Source organism: Limosilactobacillus sp., assembly GCF_040772465.1.
In the GTDB taxonomy this organism is placed as follows: domain Bacteria; phylum Bacillota; class Bacilli; order Lactobacillales; family Lactobacillaceae; genus Limosilactobacillus.
On record NZ_JAXGYB010000007.1, the window covers coordinates 83432 to 104663 of the forward strand.

Below are 21232 nucleotides of genomic sequence, written 5' to 3' on the forward strand. Positions count from 1 at the left end.
CTTTTAGTATTTAATAATCATTGTTGCAGTTGTCAGGCCGCCACCAAAACCACTCAGTGCGATTGTGTCACCGCGGTGGATGAGGCCCTTAGCAGCACACTCATCCAGTAAAATAGCTTCGCTCGCTGCTGAGGTATTGCCGTACTCATCGATATTAATGGGAAACTTGCTCAGTGGCTGATCGAGGCGTCTGGCGACCTGTTTAATAATCCGGGCATTAGCCTGGTGCAATAAGAAGCAATCAATTTGGTCGAGACGCAAGTCAGCCTGCTGGGCTGCTGTGCGGATCGACATGGGAACCTGGTGGGTAGCAAACTTGTAAACGGCACGACCGTCCATCTGAAAAGGTGTCAGGTCAGTTAGTGGCCGCGGAAAGTTCGTTGCCACCTGGGTATGTCCCGCCACAATCCGGTCGCTCAGCTGGCCAAACGAATTCAGCTGCTGGGCAAGCACGGCCGGCTCTGCTGATGGGCCGAGCAAAACCCCGCCAGCACCATCCCCAAAGAGGACGGCTGTGCTACGGTCCTGCCAGTCGATCAGCTTGGATAACACTTCGGCCCCGATGACCATTGCCCGGTCATAGCCCGGCAGTTGCAACATTCCATGAGTCACCGTCAAGGCGTAGACAAAACCGGAACACGCTGCTGACAAGTCGAAGCAGGCAGCCTTAGTGGCGCCAATCTTGCCCTGCACAATCGCTGCTGTCGACGGTGTATAAGCATCCGGCGACATTGTAGCGACGATGATCAGGTCAAGGTCGTCAGCCGACCAGCCGCTCTTAGTTAGCAAGCGGTGGGCCACCCGGCTCGCCAAGTCTGACGTGTTATCGCCTTGGCTGATGTGGCGGCGTTCGATGCCGGTCCGCGAACGAATCCATTCATCGGACGTGTCCATCAGTCGGCTCAAGTCATCGTTGGTCACCACTTTGTTTGGGACCGCCATCGCCGTTTCAATTATTTGCCAGTTTTTCACTACCCATCTTTCCCTACTGTTTAAATGTGCTCGTCTAGGAAGTCTTCCAAGTTGCGAAGTGCCTTATGGACAACCCCTAGCTCTTCATCATTCATGTCTTTCAAAAAACTCTTGACCATCATGTTGTGGAAAGCGCGGTGGGCCCGGTAAAGCACCCGACCCTTGTTGGTCAGGTAGAGGCGGATCACCCGCCGATCGCCTTCATCACGTTTGCGGTAGACATAGCCCTTTTTCGTCAGCCGGTCAGTCATCACCGTCATGGTGCCTGGCGTTAAGTGCAGCTTCTTGGCTACTTGGGACAATGTCTGGTGGTCATACATCGTAATGGCGTCGATGGCATGGAATTCCTTAATGGTTAAGTCGCTGAAAGTACTCTTCCGCAACTCTTTTTCTTCCACCCATAAGATGCCATTGTAAACTTTGATCAGTGCGCGATTGATCTTGCGATACTCATCCGCCATAATGTATTCCCCTTTTTATTTGTTTTGCAAAATTTTTGATATATCAAAATACATTATAGCTGATAGTCGTCATTAAATTTTAGCTTTCCGGTCGGCAACGATGAAAACCAGCTGTGCGCTGCATACTTTCTTGTCGTCAACCGTGGCTACCGCGTCAACAATCCCCATCCGACTGCGTTTTTTCAGCATCTTAATGTGGAGCTTCAAAACGTCACCCGGCCGGACCATCTGCCGAAACTTGCCTTTGTGCACCGCACCGAGGTAAGCCGTCTTCTTGTAGAATTCCGGCGATTTCAGAATCAAAATCGATGCTGCCTGGGCGAGCGTCTCGATAATCAAGACACCGGGCATCACGGGATTGCCAGGAAAGTGACCCTGAAAAAAAGATTCATTGATGGTGACGTTTTTCGTCGCCACAATGCTCTCACCCGGCTCCATTGAATCGACATAATCGATGTAGCAAATGGGATAGCGGTTCGGAATCAAATCCATAACTTCCTGAGCAGTCATTAATGCCAAAGATCACACCAACTTTCTGTTCAAAAGTATTTCGAATATCAAAGTATTCGATGGTCAAAGTATATTTCATAGTCTTTTGATTGTCAAACTAGTTTGGCAAATTTTCTTCTAAATAGCTCTCCTTATTAAATTTATTATTATTAATTAACCTTAGCTAAGGTTAGACATCACAATTGAGTATGTTTAATTATTTTGAACTACTTTTTTAAGTAGCTTTGAGTACTACTGCTAAAAAGCACACAAAAAAAGCCCCAGCTTTCGCTGAGGTCTTAGATTGCTAATATTCCATTGGTAAGTGTTACGAAGTTAATTAATCATTGCGCTTCTTCGCAGCGAGGCCCATCATCATGGTGGCTGCAACAGCACCTAAGCCTGCTAAAGCTGCATTCTTTGAAGCACTATTACCAGTTTGTGGCAAAGTCTTTTGGGCTGAAGCGTTAGCTGAATGTGCCTTGTTGTCAGCAGCCGATTCTGCATTTAACTGAGCTTGCAGACTCTTTGCCTGGTTCAGGTCGTTCAATGCGCGTTGAGCCAATTGCTGAGCAGCAGCGGCGTTACCGGCAGCGAGTTGTTGCCGTGCTTGAGCAAGCAGAGCACGGGCTTCACTGTTCAAGCTGTTGATTTCAGCGGTCCGGTCTGGAGTTTGTGTGGCAGCCGAACTAGTGGCGCTGGATGTAGCGGAACTATTAGCACTCGAAGTTGCGGAACTCGTAGCGCTGGATGCAGTCGAGCTAGTTGCACTTGAGGTTGCAGAACTTGTGGCGCTGGATGTAGTCGAGCTAGTCGCATTTGAAGTTGCAGAACTCGTGGCGCTGGATGCAGTCGAGCTAGTTGCACTCGAAGTTGCAGAACTTGTGGCGCTGGATGCAGTCGAGCTTGTTGCACTCGAAGTTGCAGAACTCGTGGCGCTGGATGCAGTCGAGCTTGTTGCACTTGAGGTTGCAGAACTTGTGGCGCTGGATGCAGTCGAGCTTGTGGCACTCGAAGTGGCAGAACTTGTGGCGCTGGATGCAGTTGAGCTTGTGGCACTGGAAGTTGCTGAGCTCGTGGCGCTGGATGTAGCAGAACTAGTAGCGCTCGAAGTTGCTGAGCTCGTGGCGCTGGATGTAGCGGAACTAGTTGCACTCGAAGTTGCGGAACTTGTGGCGCTGGATGTAGCCGAGCTTGTGGCACTCGAAGTGGCAGAACTTGTGGCGCTGGATGCAGTCGAGCTTGTTGGTTGGTCACTATGCTTAGCCATAACAATTAGTTTACCTGAAGCTTTGTCATAAGTGGAACCATCTGGGAATAACACGCGTACTGCTTCGACGTGATTTCCAACCAATTGAGCATCTGCATTAACTTTACCAGGATTTAACCAACTAACAGTGGTCCCTGTCGGCAAATTGCCATCCCATGTCCGTAAGGCATTTGTCCCGCCTTGAGTAGCAGGTATTGTAACAAGCAATAATGCGTGGGTTGATACTTTATTGCTTATTAAGTCTTCTTTACCGAAAGTATTGGTCAAAGCTGGATTAGGTACTGAGTTGCCAACGTAAATTATAGTGTCATTAACCTTAGCCTGATCCCCATAGATCTGTGCTTCAGTCCAAAGGTTAGCTTTAGCATCAACCACTGCTTCTTGTGCCGTCTTTACCGCTTGTACAGCATTGTCATAGGCAGTTTGTGCAGTTTTCTGGTTATTTTGTGCTGTAGTCAAAACCTTATTAAGGTTATCCAAAACAGCTTGTTCAGTCTTAACTTTAGTTTGTGCATCTTTCAAAGCTGCTTCTTTGGTAGCTAAGTCAGCCTTCTTTTGTGCCAAAACTTTAGAAGCATTTTGTAGCTTAGCAAGTACTTGTTGAAGACTAGTTAGATTCTTTTGGTCATGAGCTAGCTGGTTCTTTGCAGTAGTAATAGCCTGTTGCTTGATATTCAAGTTAGTTTGAGCTTCAGTCAAAGCTTGCTTTTTAGATGCCAGATCAGAATTAGCTTGGTCTAAGGCACTCTGCTCTTCGTTTAGCTTGGTTTGAGCAGCATTCACATTAGCTTGCTTATTTGCTAAATCATCTTTGTAAACATCCAAATTGTGCTTGGCGTCAGTTTGAGCAGTGGTATCAGTGGTTAACTGGTTACGCAAACTAGCCAATGCTTCGTTTGCACTTCTTAAAGCAGTAGCAGTCTTGTTAGCATCACTTTGTTTGGCCAAAACACGAGAATTTGCACTGTCTAAAGTATCCTTAGCGCTTGCTAAAGCACTTTGTGCCTGATCGTTAGCAGATTTCGCAATATTTTCAACAGATTGCTTTGAAGATAAATCATTTTTAGCACTAGCCAAGTCAGAGATTAGTGTGTCTGGTGTTGGAATATCATAGGCATCATCATCAAAGTTATTATTTTTGTATCCGTCTGCTGATGTGGCTACAAAATCATAATGAGTATTAAAGTATTTGTCGATTGCGAAACCAACGGTTAAATAATCGTTGGCAGAATGTGTATCAAAAAAGCCTATGCCTGTAATATTTGAAGCGTGTCCCCAACCTGAGTCAGCATCTTTAAACATCATTTCTAATAAATCACAATAAATGACATGTTTGATATTAGCCATAGTTTGAACGTTGCTCTTTGGCATGGATGTTCCATCTTCAAGTACATAGTCATCTTGTGTGAAGATTGGATTATTAACACCTGCATTTTCACCACGAGCAGAATTTACCTTATATTGATTACTTACATCCGCAAGCCCTGCTTCATCATGCGCACTCGTTTTAGCTATGTTCCAATTGTCAGAATTGTAACGTTCTACAATTGAATTTGCATAAGCAACTGAGGTTGGACTAACCTTCAATGAAGCAATACCTAATTGATGACGAATCTGATTCATTAAGCCTGCAGCATAAATACTAAGGTCTTTCCGAGTATTCTCATCCATATTGTTCATATCAATAGAAATGTTTTCGTCAGCTGGATTATCTTTAAAAGCATTCTCAGCTAATGCCTGCTCACCCAAGTTAGATATAGCTTGAGAGTAGCTATTGGCAATCGCTGTATTATAGCCATATTTATTTACATAATCAAAATAAGTCTTTAAGGCCTCTTTATATCCACTTGGAATCGTAATTATTGCAGTATGACCAAGTTGCTGGTTGATACTGTCAACTTTACCTTGGGCAGCCTTAGTTTCGTTTTGTGCGTTATTGTAATTGATTTGTGCTTTGGATGCTACACCACTCTTGGAATTGTAATCACTCTGAGCTGTAGCTTGGGCATCCTTAGCAGCGCTTAGAGCAGTATCAGCATTACGTTTAGCAGTTTGAGCATTCTTCACCACTGCCTGCTGCTTATTAACTTTCTGCTGGTCCGCATTGACGGTCGCTATGGCATCTTCATAAGCTTTCTGAGACTTATTAGAAATGGATTTGTTTAAAATACCCTTGGCATTGTCCAGGCTATTTTGAGCTTCCTTAACAATGTTCTGCTGATTATCTACATTGGATTGGGCATCGTCAACCGCCTTTTGCGACTTATTGACACCACTCTGAGCAGTATCAGCCGCTTCGGTGGCATTGCCAATAGTAGCATTGTCACTGTTGATCTTAGATTGCTGAGCAGTGATGTTATTCTGCGCTTTTTGAATGTTTTGTGGTGTCGCATTATCAACATTTTTCTGTGCTATATCAACCGCACTCTGAGCTTGCTTAACTTCATTTTGAGTTGAAGTTTGAGCAGACTGTGCGCTATTAACCACTGCTTTTTGACTATTAGCCTTACTCTGTGCGTCAGACAGCTTTTGATTAGCTGATTTCAATGAATTCTGGCTACCATTTACCGCCTGACTGGCCGCTTGCTCATTTTGCTGAGCATCTTTGTATTGGTTTTGTGCCTGAATGGCCTTTTCTTGCCGTTGACCTACCACTTGGCTAGCATCATTCTCTGTTTCACTACGATTAACCATCGATGCACTGCTTGCAGACGATTGGACATTGGTGTTAGCAGATGCCGTTTGAGCTCCCATAATCGTCATCCCCAGCAAAACTGAGCAGACCCCAACAGAGAGCTTGCGCAAAGACCAACGTTGCTTAGCATTACTAATATTACGCATAAATATTAATCCTCCCAATTCATTCAAACGATGATTACGCCCCAGTAATCGCCCTTAGAATACAACAAATTAAGTTATAAGTCACTGTGTTTCAGGAAACTGATAAAATTTTCAATAAAAAATCCCGTCAATGCATTATCATCGACAGGATTAAATTGAGAGTTATATTTTATACTATTTTAGTTTTGACGCTTTACTTTCATTCCAAGCATTAAGGACACACTAGCAAGACCTAAAGCAACTAAGCCCCATTCGTTGGCGTTACTGGTTTGTGGCAGACGGTTGGTGTTGTTTTCACGTGTTAGGTAAGCATCAGTATTTGATTCAGCTGCGTTAGCTTGATCGGCGTTAGTAGTTGTTCCGGTTGTCTTAACAGTACCATTGGTATTGTTTTCTGTTGAAAAGTTAACCGTACCTTGTCCATGATTATCAGCATTAGCTGCTGAATGACTAGCAGTACTGTTGTTTGCTTGGTTGCTGGTTGCAGACTTTTGATCAGTTTTAGATCCAGTATTGTTTGCTGGAGTCTGATCAGTCTTGCCATGGTTGTTTGCTGGTGTCTGATCAGTCTTATCGTGGTTGTTTGCTGGTGTCTGGTTAGTCTTGCCGTGGTTGTTTGCTGGTGTTTGACTAGTGGCAGCAGCGGTTACTGTTAAGGTAGCATTCTTGGTGATAGTTGAGCCATCAGGGAAGGTGATCAGTGCTGGAAGCTGGTAAGTGCCGACTGTTGCAGCGTCATGGTTAGCAGCAGTTACATCAGTCCAAGCAGCCTTGGTACCAGTTGGTAGTGGCAAACTAGATGAACTAGCCATTTGGTAAAGATCAGCAGTAGCTGGGTTAGACAGTGGATTGTCTTCAGTTGGGTTGACTAGAACAGGTGCTGGTAAGGTTGAACCAGCAGTGAGGCTAACGTTCTTAACAGTTGCTGACTTGCCGTAAATGCTGGAGTCAGTAATTAGATGAGCCTTAGCTTGTGCTAGATGTTCAGCAGTGCTCTTGACCAGTTGTGCGGCACGGTCAACGTTGTGTTGTGCAGCTTGTAACTGTGCTTGGCGATGAGCTAGGGTGGCAGCGGTTGTCTTAGCGGTGTTTTGGGCAGCAGTCAAAGCAGCTTGGTCACGGCTTAATTGCTGTTGAGCACGAATTAAAGCAGCTTGTGCAGCGTCAAGTTGATCACGGGAAACAGAATTTGGTGTAATATCATCAAGATCTAATTGTGCATTATGCAAAGCAATAGCAGTATTGTGAGCATCAATTTGGGCATTACCTAGCGTATAGTTAGCAGTCTTTAATTGGCTGTCAGCGGCACGTTTAGCGTTTGTAGTGTTAGTCAGTGCTGTACCGGCATTGTTGAGACGTGCTTGTGCAGCAGTCAGATTATGCTGAGCAGTTGTCAATTGAGCTTGGGCTTGGCTTAAACTCATAGTATTGTGCTGTACATCAGTCAGGTTGTGTTGAGCATTTGTCAAGTTCTGGTGTGCAGTATTAACTAGAGCTTGAGCATCAGCGACAGTCATGGGAGAAGTGTGTTGACCATGGGCTGGATCAACAGTTGGTAATTGTTGTTGGTTTTCAGCACTGAGATATGGTGAATTTGGTTTCCAGTTATATGGGACCCAGTATTCAGATGGAGCTTGAGTGGCATTTGGAGCAAAATTGTAATGCCAGCCGGCGTCATATCCTCCTAGATTGTTGTTGTTTCCTGGAATCCAACGAAAACCAACAGCCATGTCTAGGGTTTTAGTTGTTAGGAAGTTGGTAGTATGCCCCCAGTGGTTGTTTTGATATAAAACACCATCGTCAGTGTAATCAGCGCCATCATCAAAGAGCATGTCGTTCAGGTTTTCATAAATTGATTCTTGTACATCATCTAGAGTGACTGTTTCATTAGGATAGCCAACTTTCATGGTTGCATCGCTTGCTTCTGGATCAGTAATGACACCACCCCAGTTTTCTGAAAAGCCGCCATTACCGTAGAGCCCCCAAGGCTTAGCAGGATCATCCAGAGCTTTTAGATCATGGAATTGTTTCCACATGTCCCAGTGATCACGGGTATAATTTTTCAGAATATCTTTTTCAATCTTTTGCATACCGACAGTAGCAGTCATTAGTGGGACACCAACAGCTGTACGGACTTCATTAAGCAATGCTAATGCATATTCGGTAGCATAGGCGTTAGTAGCATCGTCTAGAGTACCATCATTGTTCCAATGAACGATTACTTTTTGTGCAGCTGGATCGTGATGATATACATTTTCTTTGTGTAACTGATGGGCTGCATTTTCAAATTCTGGTTCATTAAAACCGTCAGCTATGGCTTTTTGGGTGTTACCGTCATCAGGTGCAATTGCAAAGACATCATCATCACTTAAGATTTTTGCGTTGCGGTCGTAAGTTTCATTGGTATAAAGACTATTGCTACCCGTTCTGCGGGCTGCTTGGGCAGCAGTCGCAACAGTCAGTTGTGCCTGAGCAGAAGTTAATTGAGCCTGTGCGGAGTTAACACCGTTTTGAGCACTAGTAAGAGCTGCAGAGTGATTTTGAGCATTTGTAACGTTCAATTGAGCACCACTGATGGCAGCGCTAGCAGAACTAGCAGCGGACTGAGCGTTGTTGTATTCCGTTTGTGCAGAACTCTGTGCAGTTGTAGCTGATTGATCACGGCTTTGGGCCTGGCTGGCAGTGTTTTGAGCGCTGGTTAAGGCAGATTGTGCATGAACATTAGCAGCACTAGCTGAATTGACAGCCACTTGAGCAGAATGCAAAGCAGCAGACTGTCGAGCAGCACTAGCCAAAAATTGATCATAAGCGGACTGAGCAGAATTTACACCAGCTTGGTCGGAATTAACAGCAGCACTAACTGAATTAACAGCACTTTGGGCTGAAGTATTAGCTGATTGAGCACTTTGTTCAGCAGATTGAGCTGCACTTTGTTTAGTCAATGCTTGACTGTAAGTATTGTTAGCTTGGCTGCTCTGTGCCTGAGCGCTGGCATAGCTTTGCCGACTAGCAGATTGCTGGCTAGCAAGATTAGTCGATTGACTAGTAGCAGGCTGAGCAGCCGTGGAATTGGTATTAACTGTATCAGCATGAATAGTTTGATTAGCAATTACAGTACCACCTGTGACGGCAGCTAAGGTGGCAGTTGTTACCAAAATATTCTTTTTCCAACTTGACTTATTATTTTTCATTTAAATAAGCTCCCCCAGTTAAAGATTTAATATCATCTATACAGTAACGCGATTCATAGGATACAGAATTGTATTTCAGCAAACTGATATTTTCTGCAGTTAAGCGTTATCAAAAGTCAAAAAATCTCATAGCTGCCAGACATTATGTCCAACAACTATGAGATTTTTAGCGAACCTAATAAATAATTTTAGATGTTTTGTCATGCCTCTTAGCAGCCAAACCAATAGTCATAGCAAATGCTACAAGGCCCAAGCCAGCTAAAGCCACGCTCCTAGCTAAGCTATTGCCTGTCTGTGGCAATTTCTTTTGGCTGCTAGTGGCGGCAGGTGCATTCGTTTGGGCAGCTGTAGCGTTCAATTGAACCTGTTTGTTCTCGGATTGACTACCATTTAACTGAGCATCTGAAGCATTATCAACACCTTGCTGCTGTGCATGTGCATCACTAACCAAGTCATTCATATCTGCACTTTGGTTGGAGTTAGCAGCAGAACTGTCAGCAGTAGATGCGACATTTGATGCAGTTGAATGTGTAGCATTTGAGGCAGCAGAATTGTTATCACTGGATGAAACGGAATCAGTGGTACTTGAATCTGCAGAACTCTGTGCACTGGATTGAGCAGAACTGGAAGTGCTAGAAGCGTTTGAACTTTGGGAACTGGTGCTTGTAGCACTGGACGTAGCCGTGCTCTCAGCACTAGAGCTTTGGGAGCTAGAAGCAGATGAAATAGTAGCATTTGAAGCCGTTGAACTTTGAGCATTGGAATTGGCAGAGCTAGCTGCATTCGAGGTTGTAGAACTAGTGGAGCTAGAGGAAGCACTAGAAGATGCCGAACTTTGGGTGCTAGTTGATGCGGATGATCCAGTAGAGCTAGATGCTGTGGAAGAATTTGCAGCACTGGAGTTAGATGAGCTTTGAGCACTAGATGTTGCTGAACTTGTTGCACTGGAACTAGTGGCATTAGAAGCATTGCTGGAATGAGCTGAGCTTGATGCACTTGAAGTAGCTGCTGAGCTGCTTGCATTTGATTCAGTTGAGCTATTAGTAGAGCTAGATGCTACTGAACTGGCGGCACTAGAACTAGAGTTAGATGAACTCTGGGCACTAGAACTAGAAGCGTTGGATGCTGCACTTGAATGAGATGAACCAGCAGCGCTGGATTGAGCAGAACCATTTGCACTAGAAGTTGAGGAGCTAGGAGTACTTGAATGTGATGATCCAGCAGCACTAGACGTTGTCGAACTGGTAGCTGAAGAACCTGCAGAGCTGTTGGATGCCAAGCCCAGCACTACAGCATTATTAGCCAGTTGTTTCCGAACAGCATCAGTTGCGGTTGCATCAGGAATGAAGTTGAAGTGCACCTGGTTGCGACGATCAATCGTCAGTGCAAAATATTGGTTTCCCATTGCATTGCCATTGCTATCTAGGCCAACTGCATTGCCACCCTGTAAAGTATGTGAATTATATTGAGGATCGTTCAGCAATGCGGTTGTGTGGCCCCCAGCACCAACAAGCCCATTGTGTTGTCCATCGTTATAATCCTGGTACATCATGGACACGATGTTAGTGTAAACATCTTCCTTGAGCATATCCATGGTGATATTGCTAATAGCACCTCTATTACGAAGGCGCACTACCAACAGACCATTGCCGACATCACCAATGTTTTCACCGATAAAGTTATTGCGAATGTCTCCGGTGATAACACCTCTACGTAAAGCAGCAGTTAAAAGCCCATTTTCATTATGTCCAGAGCCGGTGAAATCATCATAGGCAGCATGAACCAATTCGTTACCTAGCTGGGTAGCATATGGGGATGTCCGCAGGTAACCGACACTCACCCGATTACCATTAGGCTGAGCTTGAACCTGTTGACGAATGTGGTTAATCGTCCCAGCGGCAAAGGCAGTTAAATCAGCTTCCTGGCTAGCAGTCAAATGCTGTGGATCGACCGTTTCTTGTTCGTCAGCTGGATTATGCTGGTAGCGAATATTGAAGTTAACAAAATTACTGCCATCCAGGTTAGTGCCAAAGGTCACTTGAGAAATATCTTCATTGGGATTATTGGTATTGGCTGCCCGGCCTTCCTGAGAAGCATTTGCTAATGCTTGTGACTGAGTTTGACCTGGACGAAAGCCATTTAATGCATTAGCGTACCCAGTTGGTACCACTACATTTTGGTAGTCCTCGCTAGATTGGTTATCAGCAGGGGCTGGTTGAACAGCTGCACTAGAAGCTTGGAAGGTAACGGGCGTAGTTGATGAACCACTTGGAGTACTATCAGCTAACGCTGCTGTTCCTCCCATTACCGTCATCCCCAGCAAGACGGAACAAACACCAACAGACAACTTACGCAAAGACCAACGCTGTTTAGCATGATCAAACACATTACGCATTACACAAACCTCCCATTACAGAAACAAACAATAATATACTAATTATCTAATAGAATACTACATATTTTATCATAAATCACTCATAATAAGACATCTGTCTTTTGAAGTGTACAAAAGCAGCCCTAGAAATGATCATTTAATCGGTCACTCTCTAGGACTGCTATTTTTTATCAATTTTTATGCGTTCTTCAGTTTCTTAGCCGTGTAGTATAGTGAATCTTCCATTCGGTCAGCATATGCCCCAAAATCCTCAATATCGCTTAACGGAATAGTCTTTGTTTCCATATGGCCATCAGCGACACTATCACCAGGGATCAAACGCTTGCAGATGACATTACCATTATCCACCTTGTAGTAAAGATAGCTGGTTGGATCCCCCTTAGTAGTAAGGTAGTGATAACCGCGCAAGGAACTGTTGATACTGCCGGCATCCTCACCGTAGTACATTGAACTGTCAATGTATTGTTCAAACCACTTTGGGTTAATTCTCTCTGCTACAGACACACCAATTTCCCTGGTACTTAAAGGAGTCAGCGGATGTTGTGAATGTGTTTGGTTATTCTGAGAATTTTGGTTATTTTGTGCCTTTGCTTTGGATTGGCCATTCCAGGAACCATCAGAATTGAGTTGGTACTGTGTATTGCCTACCGTTACCCAACCGGTATCCATCCAGGCATTAGTTGGGTCCATGTAGTACCACTTGTTGCCAAGATATTGCCAGCCGGTCAAAGCCCAAGCATTAGCTGGGTCAAAGTAGTACCAACGGTTATTGATCCGACGCCAGCCGGTTAAGGCCCAAGCGTTAGTGGTATCAAAGTAATACCAGTTGCCGTTAATCTTTTGCCAACCGGTCAAAGTCCAGGCATTAGTGCGGTCAAAGTAGTACCAGTTACCATTAATCTTTTGCCAACCGGTCAGGGCCCAAGCATTGGTACGGTCAAAGTAGTACCAGTTGCCATTAATTCTTTGCCAGCCAGTTAAAGCCCAGGCATTGGTGCGATCAAAGTAGTACCAGTTGCCGTTGATCTTTTGCCAACCAGTTGCCGCCTTACCATTCTGAGCAAAGTAATACCAGCTGCCGTTAATCCGTTGCCAGCCGGTCAAGGCCCAGGTGCTATTGTTATCGAAGTAGTACCACGAACCATTAACCTTCTGCCAGCCCTTTAGGGCCCAAGCATTAGCACTGTCAAAGTCGTAGACACGACCGTTGATGGTTTGCAGACCGGTTGCGGCTTTCCCATTATTACCAAAGTAGTACCAGTTACCGTTGATCCGTTGCCATCCAGTCAGTGCCCAGGTATTGCTGTTGTCAAAGTAATACCAGGAGCCATTAACCTTCTGCCAACCCTTTAGGGCCCAAGCATTAGCACTGTCAAAGTCGTAGACACGACCGTTGATGGTTTGCAGACCGGTTGCCGCCTTGCCATCCTTACCAAAGTAGTACCAGTTACCGTTGATCCGTTGCCAGCCAGTCAGTGCCCAGGTATTGTTGTTGTCGAAGTAGTACCAGGAGCCATTAACCTTCTGCCAACCCTTCAAAGCCCAAGCATTGGCATTGTCAAAGTCGTAAGTATGCCCATTGACAGTCTGCAAGCCAGTCAGGGCATTACCAGCGTTGTTAAAGTAATACCAGTTGCCATTGATTAAGCGCCAGCTATTGTGAACAGCTGACCCATTAGTAACATACTGCCACTGACCATTGAGATGATTCCAACCGTTATGGGTGGCATTGTTGTTAGTGTTGCCACCACTGTGAATAACTGAAGTACCACCACCAAGTTGGACGGCATTAGCAGCCAACCGCGCCTTAACGGCATTGCTTGCTCCAGCATCAGAAATGAAGTTGAAGTGTACACGGTTCTTGTTGTCGATTGTCACGGCCAGATATTGGTTAGCGACCAAGTTACCATTGCTATCCAGAGCAATCGCGTTACCTTGATGAAGTGCGCTGTAATATGGATCGTTCAGTACAGCCGTGGTGTGGCCACCAGCACCGATACCAGTGCCATTGTAGTCTTGGTACATCATAGCAATCAGGTTGCTATAAATTTCTTTCTTGAGCATGTCCATCGTGATGTTGCTAATCATGCCACGGTTCTTAAGCTGAACAGCTTCCAGGCCAGAGTTAGCACTACCGATATTTTCACCGACCCAAGCCGTAATGCCGCGACTCTTGGCAGCTGCTTCCAAGCCTGACATATTGTGGACATTGGCGCCAGTACCGTTTTAGTGGTCGTAAGCCTGGTGCATGATTTGGCTGCCTAACTGGCTAGCATATGGTGACACTTTGACATAGCCTGCACTGACACGGGTACCGCCATTCTGGCTTTGTACCTTTTGACGGATGTTATTGATCGTGTTAGCAGAAAAATCAGTAATTTCCTGTTCCTGTGATGCAGTCAAATGTTGTGGATCAACTGTTTCCTGCTGATCAGCAACGTTGGAATTGTACTTGATGTTGTAGTTAATCTGCCAAGTACCATTCTTTGGTTGCATAGTAACGTTAGAAATTGGCCGGCTAGGATCATTAACGTTGGCAGCCAGGCCTTGCTGAGAAACATCATGCAAAGTCTGTGACTGCGTTTGGCCCGGACGGAATCCTGCCAGAGCATTTGCGTAGTTGTTTGGAACAACCGGATTCTGGTTATAGGATTCACGACTAGTAGCAGATGGCTGAACAGCAACCGTTGTCGTTTGCTGTGGCTGCGCAGTCGTTGTGGTATCAGCAGAAGCTACTGAACCTGCTCCTATTAGAGCCATTCCCAATAAGACCGAGCAAACACCTACTGATAATTTACGTAAGGACCAACGTTGTTGAGCGTTACTGAATTGATTATTTTTCATCACACCAAACTCCCCATTTAAAATTGCTGATTTTTTGCATATCCCCCCGAAAGTGCAAAGTCAGTTACTGTGACCATTATACAATCCTTTTAATAACGAAAATCACTATTTTTTATTAACGAACAAAAATTGCATTGAGCGTTATCAAAATACCCATTACCCCATCGCTAAGCCTTGGTTAAAGAGTACTTCGTTGATGTCATCACGCTTGCTCATCTGGTCATTGAGCTTTGGCCCATTGATCTGGTTAGTAAATGAATCAATTCGTTTATTAGTATCACGAAGGTCATAGTACTGGGTCACGTGGCTATCGTAATCTTTGAACTGGTCGAGCTTGAAGTCCTTTGGATAATGATCCTCGAAAGCAACCAAATCGAGTGGTAAACGTGGTTTCAGCTGTGGCTCCTGATCTGGATGACCCACTTGCAGGCCGAGCCACGGCATCGTCATCTTTGGCAGATCAAGTACCTTAATCAACTGAGCCGGATCATTCTTAATGGAGCCAAGGATGACACCACCCAGGCCCATGCTTTCGGCAGCTACCAAGACATTCTGGACAGCCAGAGTCGTGTCTTCGACGGCTTCCATAAAGACGTCCATGGTGTGCAGGCGGCCATCGTCGTTACCCATCTGCTTGCGAATTTGCTGGTTGCGGTACAAATCAACGATAAAGATCAACAGGTCGCCATTAGCGCCGACGTAATCTTGATTTGAAATCTGGCGAATTTTCTCCCGAACTTTGGGATCAGTAACGTGAATGATGCTGAATTGTTGGTGGAAATTGCTGGTCGAAGTATGGCTAGCAACCTGGTAAAGAGTTGTCAATTCTTCTTTAGTCAATGACTGATCTTTAAATGCACGAATGGAGCGGTGTGCAAGTTGTTTATCGATTGTGTCGTTATGGATCATGAAAATCACCTTTCTAATAATGAGCTAGTTTTATTATAGTGGATTGACTGAATCAAATATATACCAATCTAGATTTTTTATTTCACAAGCAAGTCACGTCTACCAACGGTTTGGCCGTTTTTACGGATTTTTTGGAAGATTTGTCGCTTGTGAATTTTAATGGCAGCGGTTACAATATGAAGTAAGAAAAGATGAAAGGTGAGTGTAATCATGGCTTACAAAACTACCAACCCATATACCAATGAAGTCGAGCACGAATACCCAAACGCATCTGACGCCCAAATCGAAGAAACATTAACTGCTGCTCACGCCCTCTATCTAAAATGGCGCGATGGCAGTGAATTAGCCGAACGCAAACAAATTATCAGTCGCCTTGGAGAACTGCTCCGCGAAAAGAAACACGAAATGGCCACTCTCATGACCCATGACATGGGTAAATTGATTGGTGAAGCCGAGGGCGAAGTCGAGCTCTGTGCTTCGTTCTGTGACTACTACGTTGAAAAAGCAGATGAATTCTTGGCACCAACCCCAATCTATACAACATCAGGCAATGCCTATGTCCTGCACCAAGCAACTGGTGTCTTGATGGCTGTCGAACCATGGAACTTCCCGTTCTACCAAATTGCGCGGGTCTTCATCCCGAACTTCCTGGTCGGCAACCCGATGATCCTGAAAGACGCTTCTATCTGCCCTACTTCAGCCCAGGCTTTCGCTGATTTGGTTAGCGAAGCCGGTGCCCCAAAGGGTAGCCTGACCAACATGTTTGTTTCCTACGACCAGGTAGCCAACATCATCGCCGACAAGCGTGTGCAGGGTGTCTGCCTGACCGGTTCAGAGCGTGGTGGGAAGTCCGTCGCTACTGAAGCTGCCACTAATTTGAAGAAGAGTACGATGGAACTCGGTGGTAACGACGCCTTCATCGTCTTACCTGACGCTGACATCGACAAGCTGGAAAAGACGATCTTCTTTGCTCGTCTATACAACGCCGGCCAAGTCTGCACCTCATCCAAGCGCTTCATCGTACCGGACAACCTCTATGACGAATTCCTGAAGCGTGCCAAGAAAGTATTCTCCAGCGTAAAGATGGGCGATCCGATGGACCCAAGCACCACGTTGGCACCAATGAACTCCAGGCACGCCAAGGAAAAGCTACAAAAGCAAGTTGACACCGCCATTGCAAACGGCGCAAAGGTCTACTATGGCAATGAACCGGTCACCGACCAAGAAGGCCAGTTCTTCATGCCAACGATCCTGACGGACATCAGCAAGGACAACCCAGTCTTCGACCAAGAAATGTTCGGTCCAGTGATGTCAGTCTACAAGTACCATGACGTCCAAGAAGCCATTGACGTTGCCAATGACTCCAGCTTTGGCCTTGGCAGCACCGTCTTCAGTGAAAATATCAGCGAAGCACGGAAAGTGGCTGCCCAGATTGACACCGGCATGACCTGGATCAACTCCGGCTGGGCTTCCCTGCCAGAACTACCATTTGGTGGTGTTAAGCACTCTGGCTACGGTCGCGAATTAGCTGAACAAGGATTCCGTTCGTTCATGAATGACCACCTGATTTACGAACCGGAAGCTTAGTTAAGATTTAACTTTCTTCTAGAAGCAAAAATTCCCACCTTGATTTAGAACCAGGATGAGAATTTTTTTAGAGAATTTTGATTAGCATGAAGGCTTGATGGAACGGTCATCAGTGGTTCCCTGCTCCTTAATTAAATTAAAATAAAGTGAGAATTTTCTTGACAAATATTAATGATTTACGCTATCATGCTTGCAACAATTAATTAAGCCCGATCAACGAAAAGTTATCATCAAGCAATCAGTTAGCCGGATCACAGCGAGTGTCGGTGGATGGGAAGACATTCCGACTAACGGTGACCGATGATAACGTGACGGTTTCCGACGAATAATTTGGTGGCACCCAATATCGTGCAGCGCTTCGCCCCTAGCGGCCGAGTGTATGAGGACCCAAGTGTAAGTTTGGGTCAAAAAAAGGTGGTACCACGTTACTAACGTCCTTTGTTCAATTGAACAGAGGGCGTTTTTTTGTTAACCGGGTCAGCAGAGATTTTAGGATTTGAGAAAGGAAGTTGATCTTATGAAGTACGGAATTATTGGTGCAGGTGCAATGGGTGTTCGCTACGGTGCCATGCTTCAAGAAAACGCTGGTGTTGACGTCGATTTTATCGAAACCTGGGAACCAAATATCGAAGCTATCCGGGAACAAGGCGGTGTTTCCATCGCTCGTGACCACGCCAACCGCCACATCGTTCCCGTCCACGTTTACTACCCCGAAGATTACGAGGGCCATCCCGATGTCTGGATCATCTTCAAGAAGCAGATGCAGCTAGCCAACGAACTCAAGCGTGACGCCGCTGCCGGTATTTTCCACGATGACCAATACGTCTTCTCCGCAATGAACGGGATGGGCCACTTTGAAAAGATCGAGAAGTATTTCTCCAAGGACCAGATGATCTGCGGAACCGCGATGATCGCTACCCGGATGGACGGGCCAGCTAATATCGACTTCATGGGCCCAGTCAACTCCGAAGTGATGCACATGGCGCCATACAACAACAAGAAGCCTGACGCAACAATGCAAGCTATCTTCGATGACTTCAAGGCAGCCAAACTGGGACCGGTTTGGGCCGATGATTGGAAAGGCATGTGCATGTCCAAGGTCGTCTTCAACGCCGTCTGCAACACTCTCTGTACAATGTTTGAAATCCAGATGGGTCCATTCATCCAGTACGATGGTGTCCGCGATATGGCTAAGCAGCTCTTTGACGAAGCATTCGATGCTTGTGAGCGGGCCGGCATCCACTTAATCGAAAGCCGGGAGGAAGAGACCGAGTCAGTGATCACCATTTCCAAGGAATACAAGTACCACTACCCGTCAATGTACCAAGACTTTAGCAAGGGACGGCCAACTGAAGTCGACTACATCAACGGCTACATTGCCAAGATCGGTCGCGAACACGACTACGTTTGCCGGACACACGAATTCGTCGTCCACGAAGTTCACCTGGCCGAAAAGATGCGCCAGTTCCACCAGAATCACAACGATCAAGCTAATCAACCGGCGATTCGGCAAGCGGAAGCAGCAATTTAATAAGAAAGAATTTTTACATACGAGACCAGCGGATACCATATCTGCGGTCTCGTTTTTCGATTACTGCCCCGCATCCGTCAGCACATCCCACAAAGCCTGCTTATATGAAGTCATCGTCGTGGTGCTCCGCCGCACCGCTGACAGCAGGAATTCCGGTCGCTCGCTGTCCAAAAGCGGAATCTGGACGACATGGTTGGCAGAGGTGATCGCCAAATTAGTCAGGTAGGAAATGCCGATATTTTCCGCCACCATCGACTTGAGGACGTGGACGTCGTTTGTCCGGTAGACGGTCCGTGGACGAATGTGATTAGCTCGTGCCATCAAACGAAAAGCCTGGTTATGAACAAAACCTTCATCAAAATTGATGAAGCGTTCTTTGGCTAGGTCTTTGAAATAAACACCCCGCGTCGCCTGTTGTGCTAAGGGGTTCTTAGGGGAAACGATGATGTTGATTGGGTAACGGCGAATCTGCTGGCTGACCAGCCGGGGAAAGTTGATGGTCGTCAGTGATCCCAATAGGGCCAAATCCACATCCCCGTGCCGCAGCATCTTCAATAATTCAGCCGACCCGTGTTCAAAGACTTCCAAACGATCCATTAAATGGTGATGCATCAAGACCGGTGTCAGCGGCGGAAAGAAGTAATTACCGATAATTGGCGGCAAACCAAAGAGAATCCGCTCTTCTTTGGCATGCTGCACGTCTTGGCGGGCCACTGACAATTCATTGAGGATATTGGCGACATGACGGTCAAACTGGCTGCCATTCGATGTGACAACTACTTCGTGGTGCGAATGATCGCGAATCAAAAAATTAGCACCCATTTCCTTTTCCAGTCGCTGGACAGCATTAGTGATCGTCGGCTGGCTTACCCCAAAATGGCCAGCAGCTTTTGAGAAATTTTTTACACGGACTAAGTAATGGTAATATTGTATATCTTTAAAATTCATCGATATATACCTCTATATCAGCTTTTAAAATGCTCATATAAATATTTCTTATCATGATACACCCATTTGACTATAATTTAACGTCCTTTATACAATGGCACCATCAAATCGAACAGTGATGCGATTATCAGAAAGGAAATATCAACTATGAGCAAAGCAATGGATATCTTAAACAACCCTTACATTAACAAGGGCACTGCCTTTACGATGGACGAACGAAAGAAGCTCGGCCTGGTCGGTGCACTGCCAGCACGCGTCCAAACTCTCCAGGAGCAAGCCGACCAAACTTACGCCCAATTCAAAACTAAGCCGGCTGGCCTTCCCCAACGGCAATTCCTGATGGAAATTTTCAACACTAACCGGACCCTTTTCTTCTATTTAATGGGCCAACACATCGTGGAATTCATGCCGATCGTTTACGACCCGGTCATTGCCGAATCCATCGAAACCTACAGCAACATCTTTGTTCAGGCTCAACAAGCAGCCTTCCTGTCCGTTGACAGTCAGGATGAAATTGAAGAAGGATTGAAGAACGCCGCTGACGGTCGTGACATCCGGCTGGTCGTCGTTACGGACGCCGAAGGGATCCTCGGAATCGGTGACTGGGGCGTCAACGGGACTGATATCGCAGTTGGCAAGCTGATGGTTTACACGGCTGCCGCTGGCATCGATCCTGCCCAAGTCCTCGCCGTTTCCCTGGACGCCGGCACTAATAACCAAAAGCTGCTCGACGACCCGATGTACCTCGGCAACCGTCACAAGCGGGTTTATGGCGACAAGTACTACGCCATGGTCGACAAGTTCGTTAAGGCTTCACGCAAGCTCTTCCCAGAAGCTCTCCTCCACTTCGAAGACTTTGGCCGTTCTAACGCCGCCGTCATCCTCAACAAGTACAAGGATGATATGCCAGTCTTCAACGACGACATCCAAGGAACCGGGATCATCGCTCTGGCTGGGGTGCTCGGTGCCCTCAACATCTCCAAGCAAAAGCTGAGCGATCAGAAGTTCCTGACTTTTGGCGCCGGCACCGCCGGGATGGGGATCGCCAAGATGCTTTACGACGAAATGGTCCGTCAAGGCGTTGAACCAGCCGAAGCTAAGAAGCACTTCTACCTGGTCGACGTTCAGGGCCTGCTGTTCAACGACACGCCAGACCTGACGCCAGAACAAAAAGAATTCACCCGTGACCGTTCTGAATTCAGCAACGCCGACGAACTGACCAACTTACTGGCCGTCATGAAGGCTGTCCACCCAACCGTCATGATCGGTACTTCCAAGCAGCCTGGCGCCTTCACCGAAGACGTGGTTAAGGAAATGGCCGCCCACACGGAACGGCCGATCATCTTCCCAATCTCCAACCCAACGAAGTTGATCGAAGCGATGCCTGCTGATCTGATCAAGTGGACGGACGGTCGCGTGCTGACTGCTACCGGGATTCCAGTTGACGACGTGGACTACAAGGGTGTCCACTACACCATCGGTCAAGCCAACAACGCCCTCGTTTACCCTGGTGTCGGCTTTGGTGCAATCGCTGCTAAGGCCAAGGTTGTCAACGAAAAGATGCTGGCGGCTGCAGCTCACGCTTTAGGTGGGATTGTCGATCCCGACGAAGCCGGTGCTGCCGTTCTGCCACCAGTTGCTAAATTACAGAGCTTCACCACCCGCGTATCTGAAGTGGTTGCTCAATCTGCTATCGACCAAGGTCTGGCTGGTCAAGGCGTTACTGACGCCAAAAAGGCTGTGGAAGACCTGAAGTGGGAAGCTAAGTACTAATTTTCAAACATCAATTTGGAG

13 protein-coding genes are annotated in these 21232 nt (G+C 46.2%); 3 read left to right on the forward strand and 10 right to left on the reverse strand.

The annotated features are described in order from the left end of the window. Positions 1-3: 3 nt before the first annotated feature. The 9 genes from AB3114_RS07555 to AB3114_RS07595 all read right to left on the reverse strand — a co-directional run bounded on the left by AB3114_RS07555 (position 4) and on the right by AB3114_RS07595 (position 15372). Positions 4-972 (reverse strand): beta-ketoacyl-ACP synthase III, encoded by a 969-nt coding sequence (locus AB3114_RS07555; protein WP_367342648.1) that lies wholly within the window; start codon positions 970-972, stop codon positions 4-6. A 20-nt stretch (positions 973-992) separates the two neighbouring features. After that, positions 993-1433 (reverse strand): MarR family winged helix-turn-helix transcriptional regulator, encoded by a 441-nt coding sequence (locus AB3114_RS07560; protein ID WP_367342649.1) that lies wholly within the window; start codon positions 1431-1433, stop codon positions 993-995. A gap of 72 nt (positions 1434-1505) precedes the next feature. Next, positions 1506-1952 carry a 3-hydroxyacyl-ACP dehydratase FabZ gene (gene fabZ, locus AB3114_RS07565; RefSeq protein WP_367342650.1) on the reverse strand — a complete coding sequence of 149 codons (447 nt, stop codon included), beginning with the start codon at positions 1950-1952 and terminating at the stop codon, positions 1506-1508. A gap of 310 nt (positions 1953-2262) precedes the next feature. After that, complete coding sequence (locus tag AB3114_RS07570; RefSeq protein WP_367342651.1) at positions 2263-6033, reverse strand: SEC10/PgrA surface exclusion domain-containing protein; 3771 nt, start codon at positions 6031-6033, stop codon at positions 2263-2265. A gap of 179 nt (positions 6034-6212) precedes the next feature. Next, a complete protein-coding gene (locus tag AB3114_RS07575) occupies positions 6213-9224 on the reverse strand; it encodes an SEC10/PgrA surface exclusion domain-containing protein (RefSeq protein ID WP_367342652.1) in 3012 nt (1003 codons plus the stop codon). A 175-nt stretch (positions 9225-9399) separates the two neighbouring features. Continuing rightward, a complete protein-coding gene (locus AB3114_RS07580) occupies positions 9400-11619 on the reverse strand; it encodes a YSIRK-type signal peptide-containing protein (protein ID WP_367342653.1) in 2220 nt (739 codons plus the stop codon). Positions 11620-11796: 177 nt separating this feature from the next. Continuing rightward, the gene (locus AB3114_RS07585; protein WP_367342654.1) at positions 11797-13818 is read right to left on the reverse strand and encodes a hypothetical protein; all 2022 of its coding nucleotides are present in this window, start codon (positions 13816-13818) and stop codon (positions 11797-11799) included. A 27-nt stretch (positions 13819-13845) separates the two neighbouring features. Next, the gene (locus AB3114_RS07590; RefSeq protein WP_367342655.1) at positions 13846-14463 is read right to left on the reverse strand and encodes a YSIRK-type signal peptide-containing protein; all 618 of its coding nucleotides are present in this window, start codon (positions 14461-14463) and stop codon (positions 13846-13848) included. Between the two features lie 156 nt (positions 14464-14619). Further along, on the reverse strand, positions 14620-15372 hold the full coding sequence (locus AB3114_RS07595; RefSeq protein ID WP_367342656.1) for an NADPH-dependent oxidoreductase: 753 nt from the start codon (positions 15370-15372) through the stop codon (positions 14620-14622). 210 nt (positions 15373-15582) lie between these two features. Here AB3114_RS07595 and AB3114_RS07600 point away from each other — a divergent pair, with 210 nt between their 5' ends. Together AB3114_RS07600 and AB3114_RS07605 are read left to right on the forward strand one after the other, a co-directional pair. After that, complete coding sequence (locus AB3114_RS07600; protein ID WP_367342657.1) at positions 15583-16959, forward strand: NAD-dependent succinate-semialdehyde dehydrogenase; 1377 nt, start codon at positions 15583-15585, stop codon at positions 16957-16959. 517 nt (positions 16960-17476) lie between these two features. Then, positions 17477-18490: a ketopantoate reductase family protein gene (locus AB3114_RS07605; RefSeq protein WP_367342658.1), complete on the forward strand. Its 1014-nt coding sequence runs from the start codon at positions 17477-17479 to the stop codon at positions 18488-18490. A gap of 60 nt (positions 18491-18550) precedes the next feature. Here the strand turns inward: AB3114_RS07605 and AB3114_RS07610 are convergent, their stop codons facing one another. Continuing rightward, positions 18551-19438, reverse strand: a complete 888-nt coding sequence (locus tag AB3114_RS07610) for a LysR family transcriptional regulator (protein WP_367342659.1) — start codon at positions 19436-19438, stop codon at positions 18551-18553. A 138-nt stretch (positions 19439-19576) separates the two neighbouring features. Here AB3114_RS07610 and AB3114_RS07615 point away from each other — a divergent pair, with 138 nt between their 5' ends. Beyond that, complete coding sequence (locus AB3114_RS07615; RefSeq protein ID WP_367342668.1) at positions 19577-21211, forward strand: malolactic enzyme; 1635 nt, start codon at positions 19577-19579, stop codon at positions 21209-21211. Positions 21212-21232: the final 21 nt, after the last annotated feature.

Coding starts and splice junctions, on each gene's coding strand:
- AB3114_RS07600 (WP_367342657.1), top strand. CDS start 15,583: ATGGCTTACAAAACTACCAACCCATATACCAATGAAGTCGAGCACGAA.
- AB3114_RS07610 (WP_367342659.1), bottom strand. CDS start 19,438: ATGAATTTTAAAGATATACAATATTACCATTACTTAGTCCGTGTAAAA.
- AB3114_RS07595 (WP_367342656.1), bottom strand. CDS start 15,372: ATGATCCATAACGACACAATCGATAAACAACTTGCACACCGCTCCATT.
- AB3114_RS07560 (WP_367342649.1), bottom strand. CDS start 1,433: ATGGCGGATGAGTATCGCAAGATCAATCGCGCACTGATCAAAGTTTAC.
- AB3114_RS07575 (WP_367342652.1), bottom strand. CDS start 9,224: ATGAAAAATAATAAGTCAAGTTGGAAAAAGAATATTTTGGTAACAACT.
- AB3114_RS07605 (WP_367342658.1), top strand. CDS start 17,477: ATGAAGTACGGAATTATTGGTGCAGGTGCAATGGGTGTTCGCTACGGT.
- AB3114_RS07570 (WP_367342651.1), bottom strand. CDS start 6,033: ATGCGTAATATTAGTAATGCTAAGCAACGTTGGTCTTTGCGCAAGCTC.
- AB3114_RS07585 (WP_367342654.1), bottom strand. CDS start 13,818: ATGTCAGGCTTGGAAGCAGCTGCCAAGAGTCGCGGCATTACGGCTTGG.
- AB3114_RS07580 (WP_367342653.1), bottom strand. CDS start 11,619: ATGCGTAATGTGTTTGATCATGCTAAACAGCGTTGGTCTTTGCGTAAG.
- AB3114_RS07590 (WP_367342655.1), bottom strand. CDS start 14,463: ATGAAAAATAATCAATTCAGTAACGCTCAACAACGTTGGTCCTTACGT.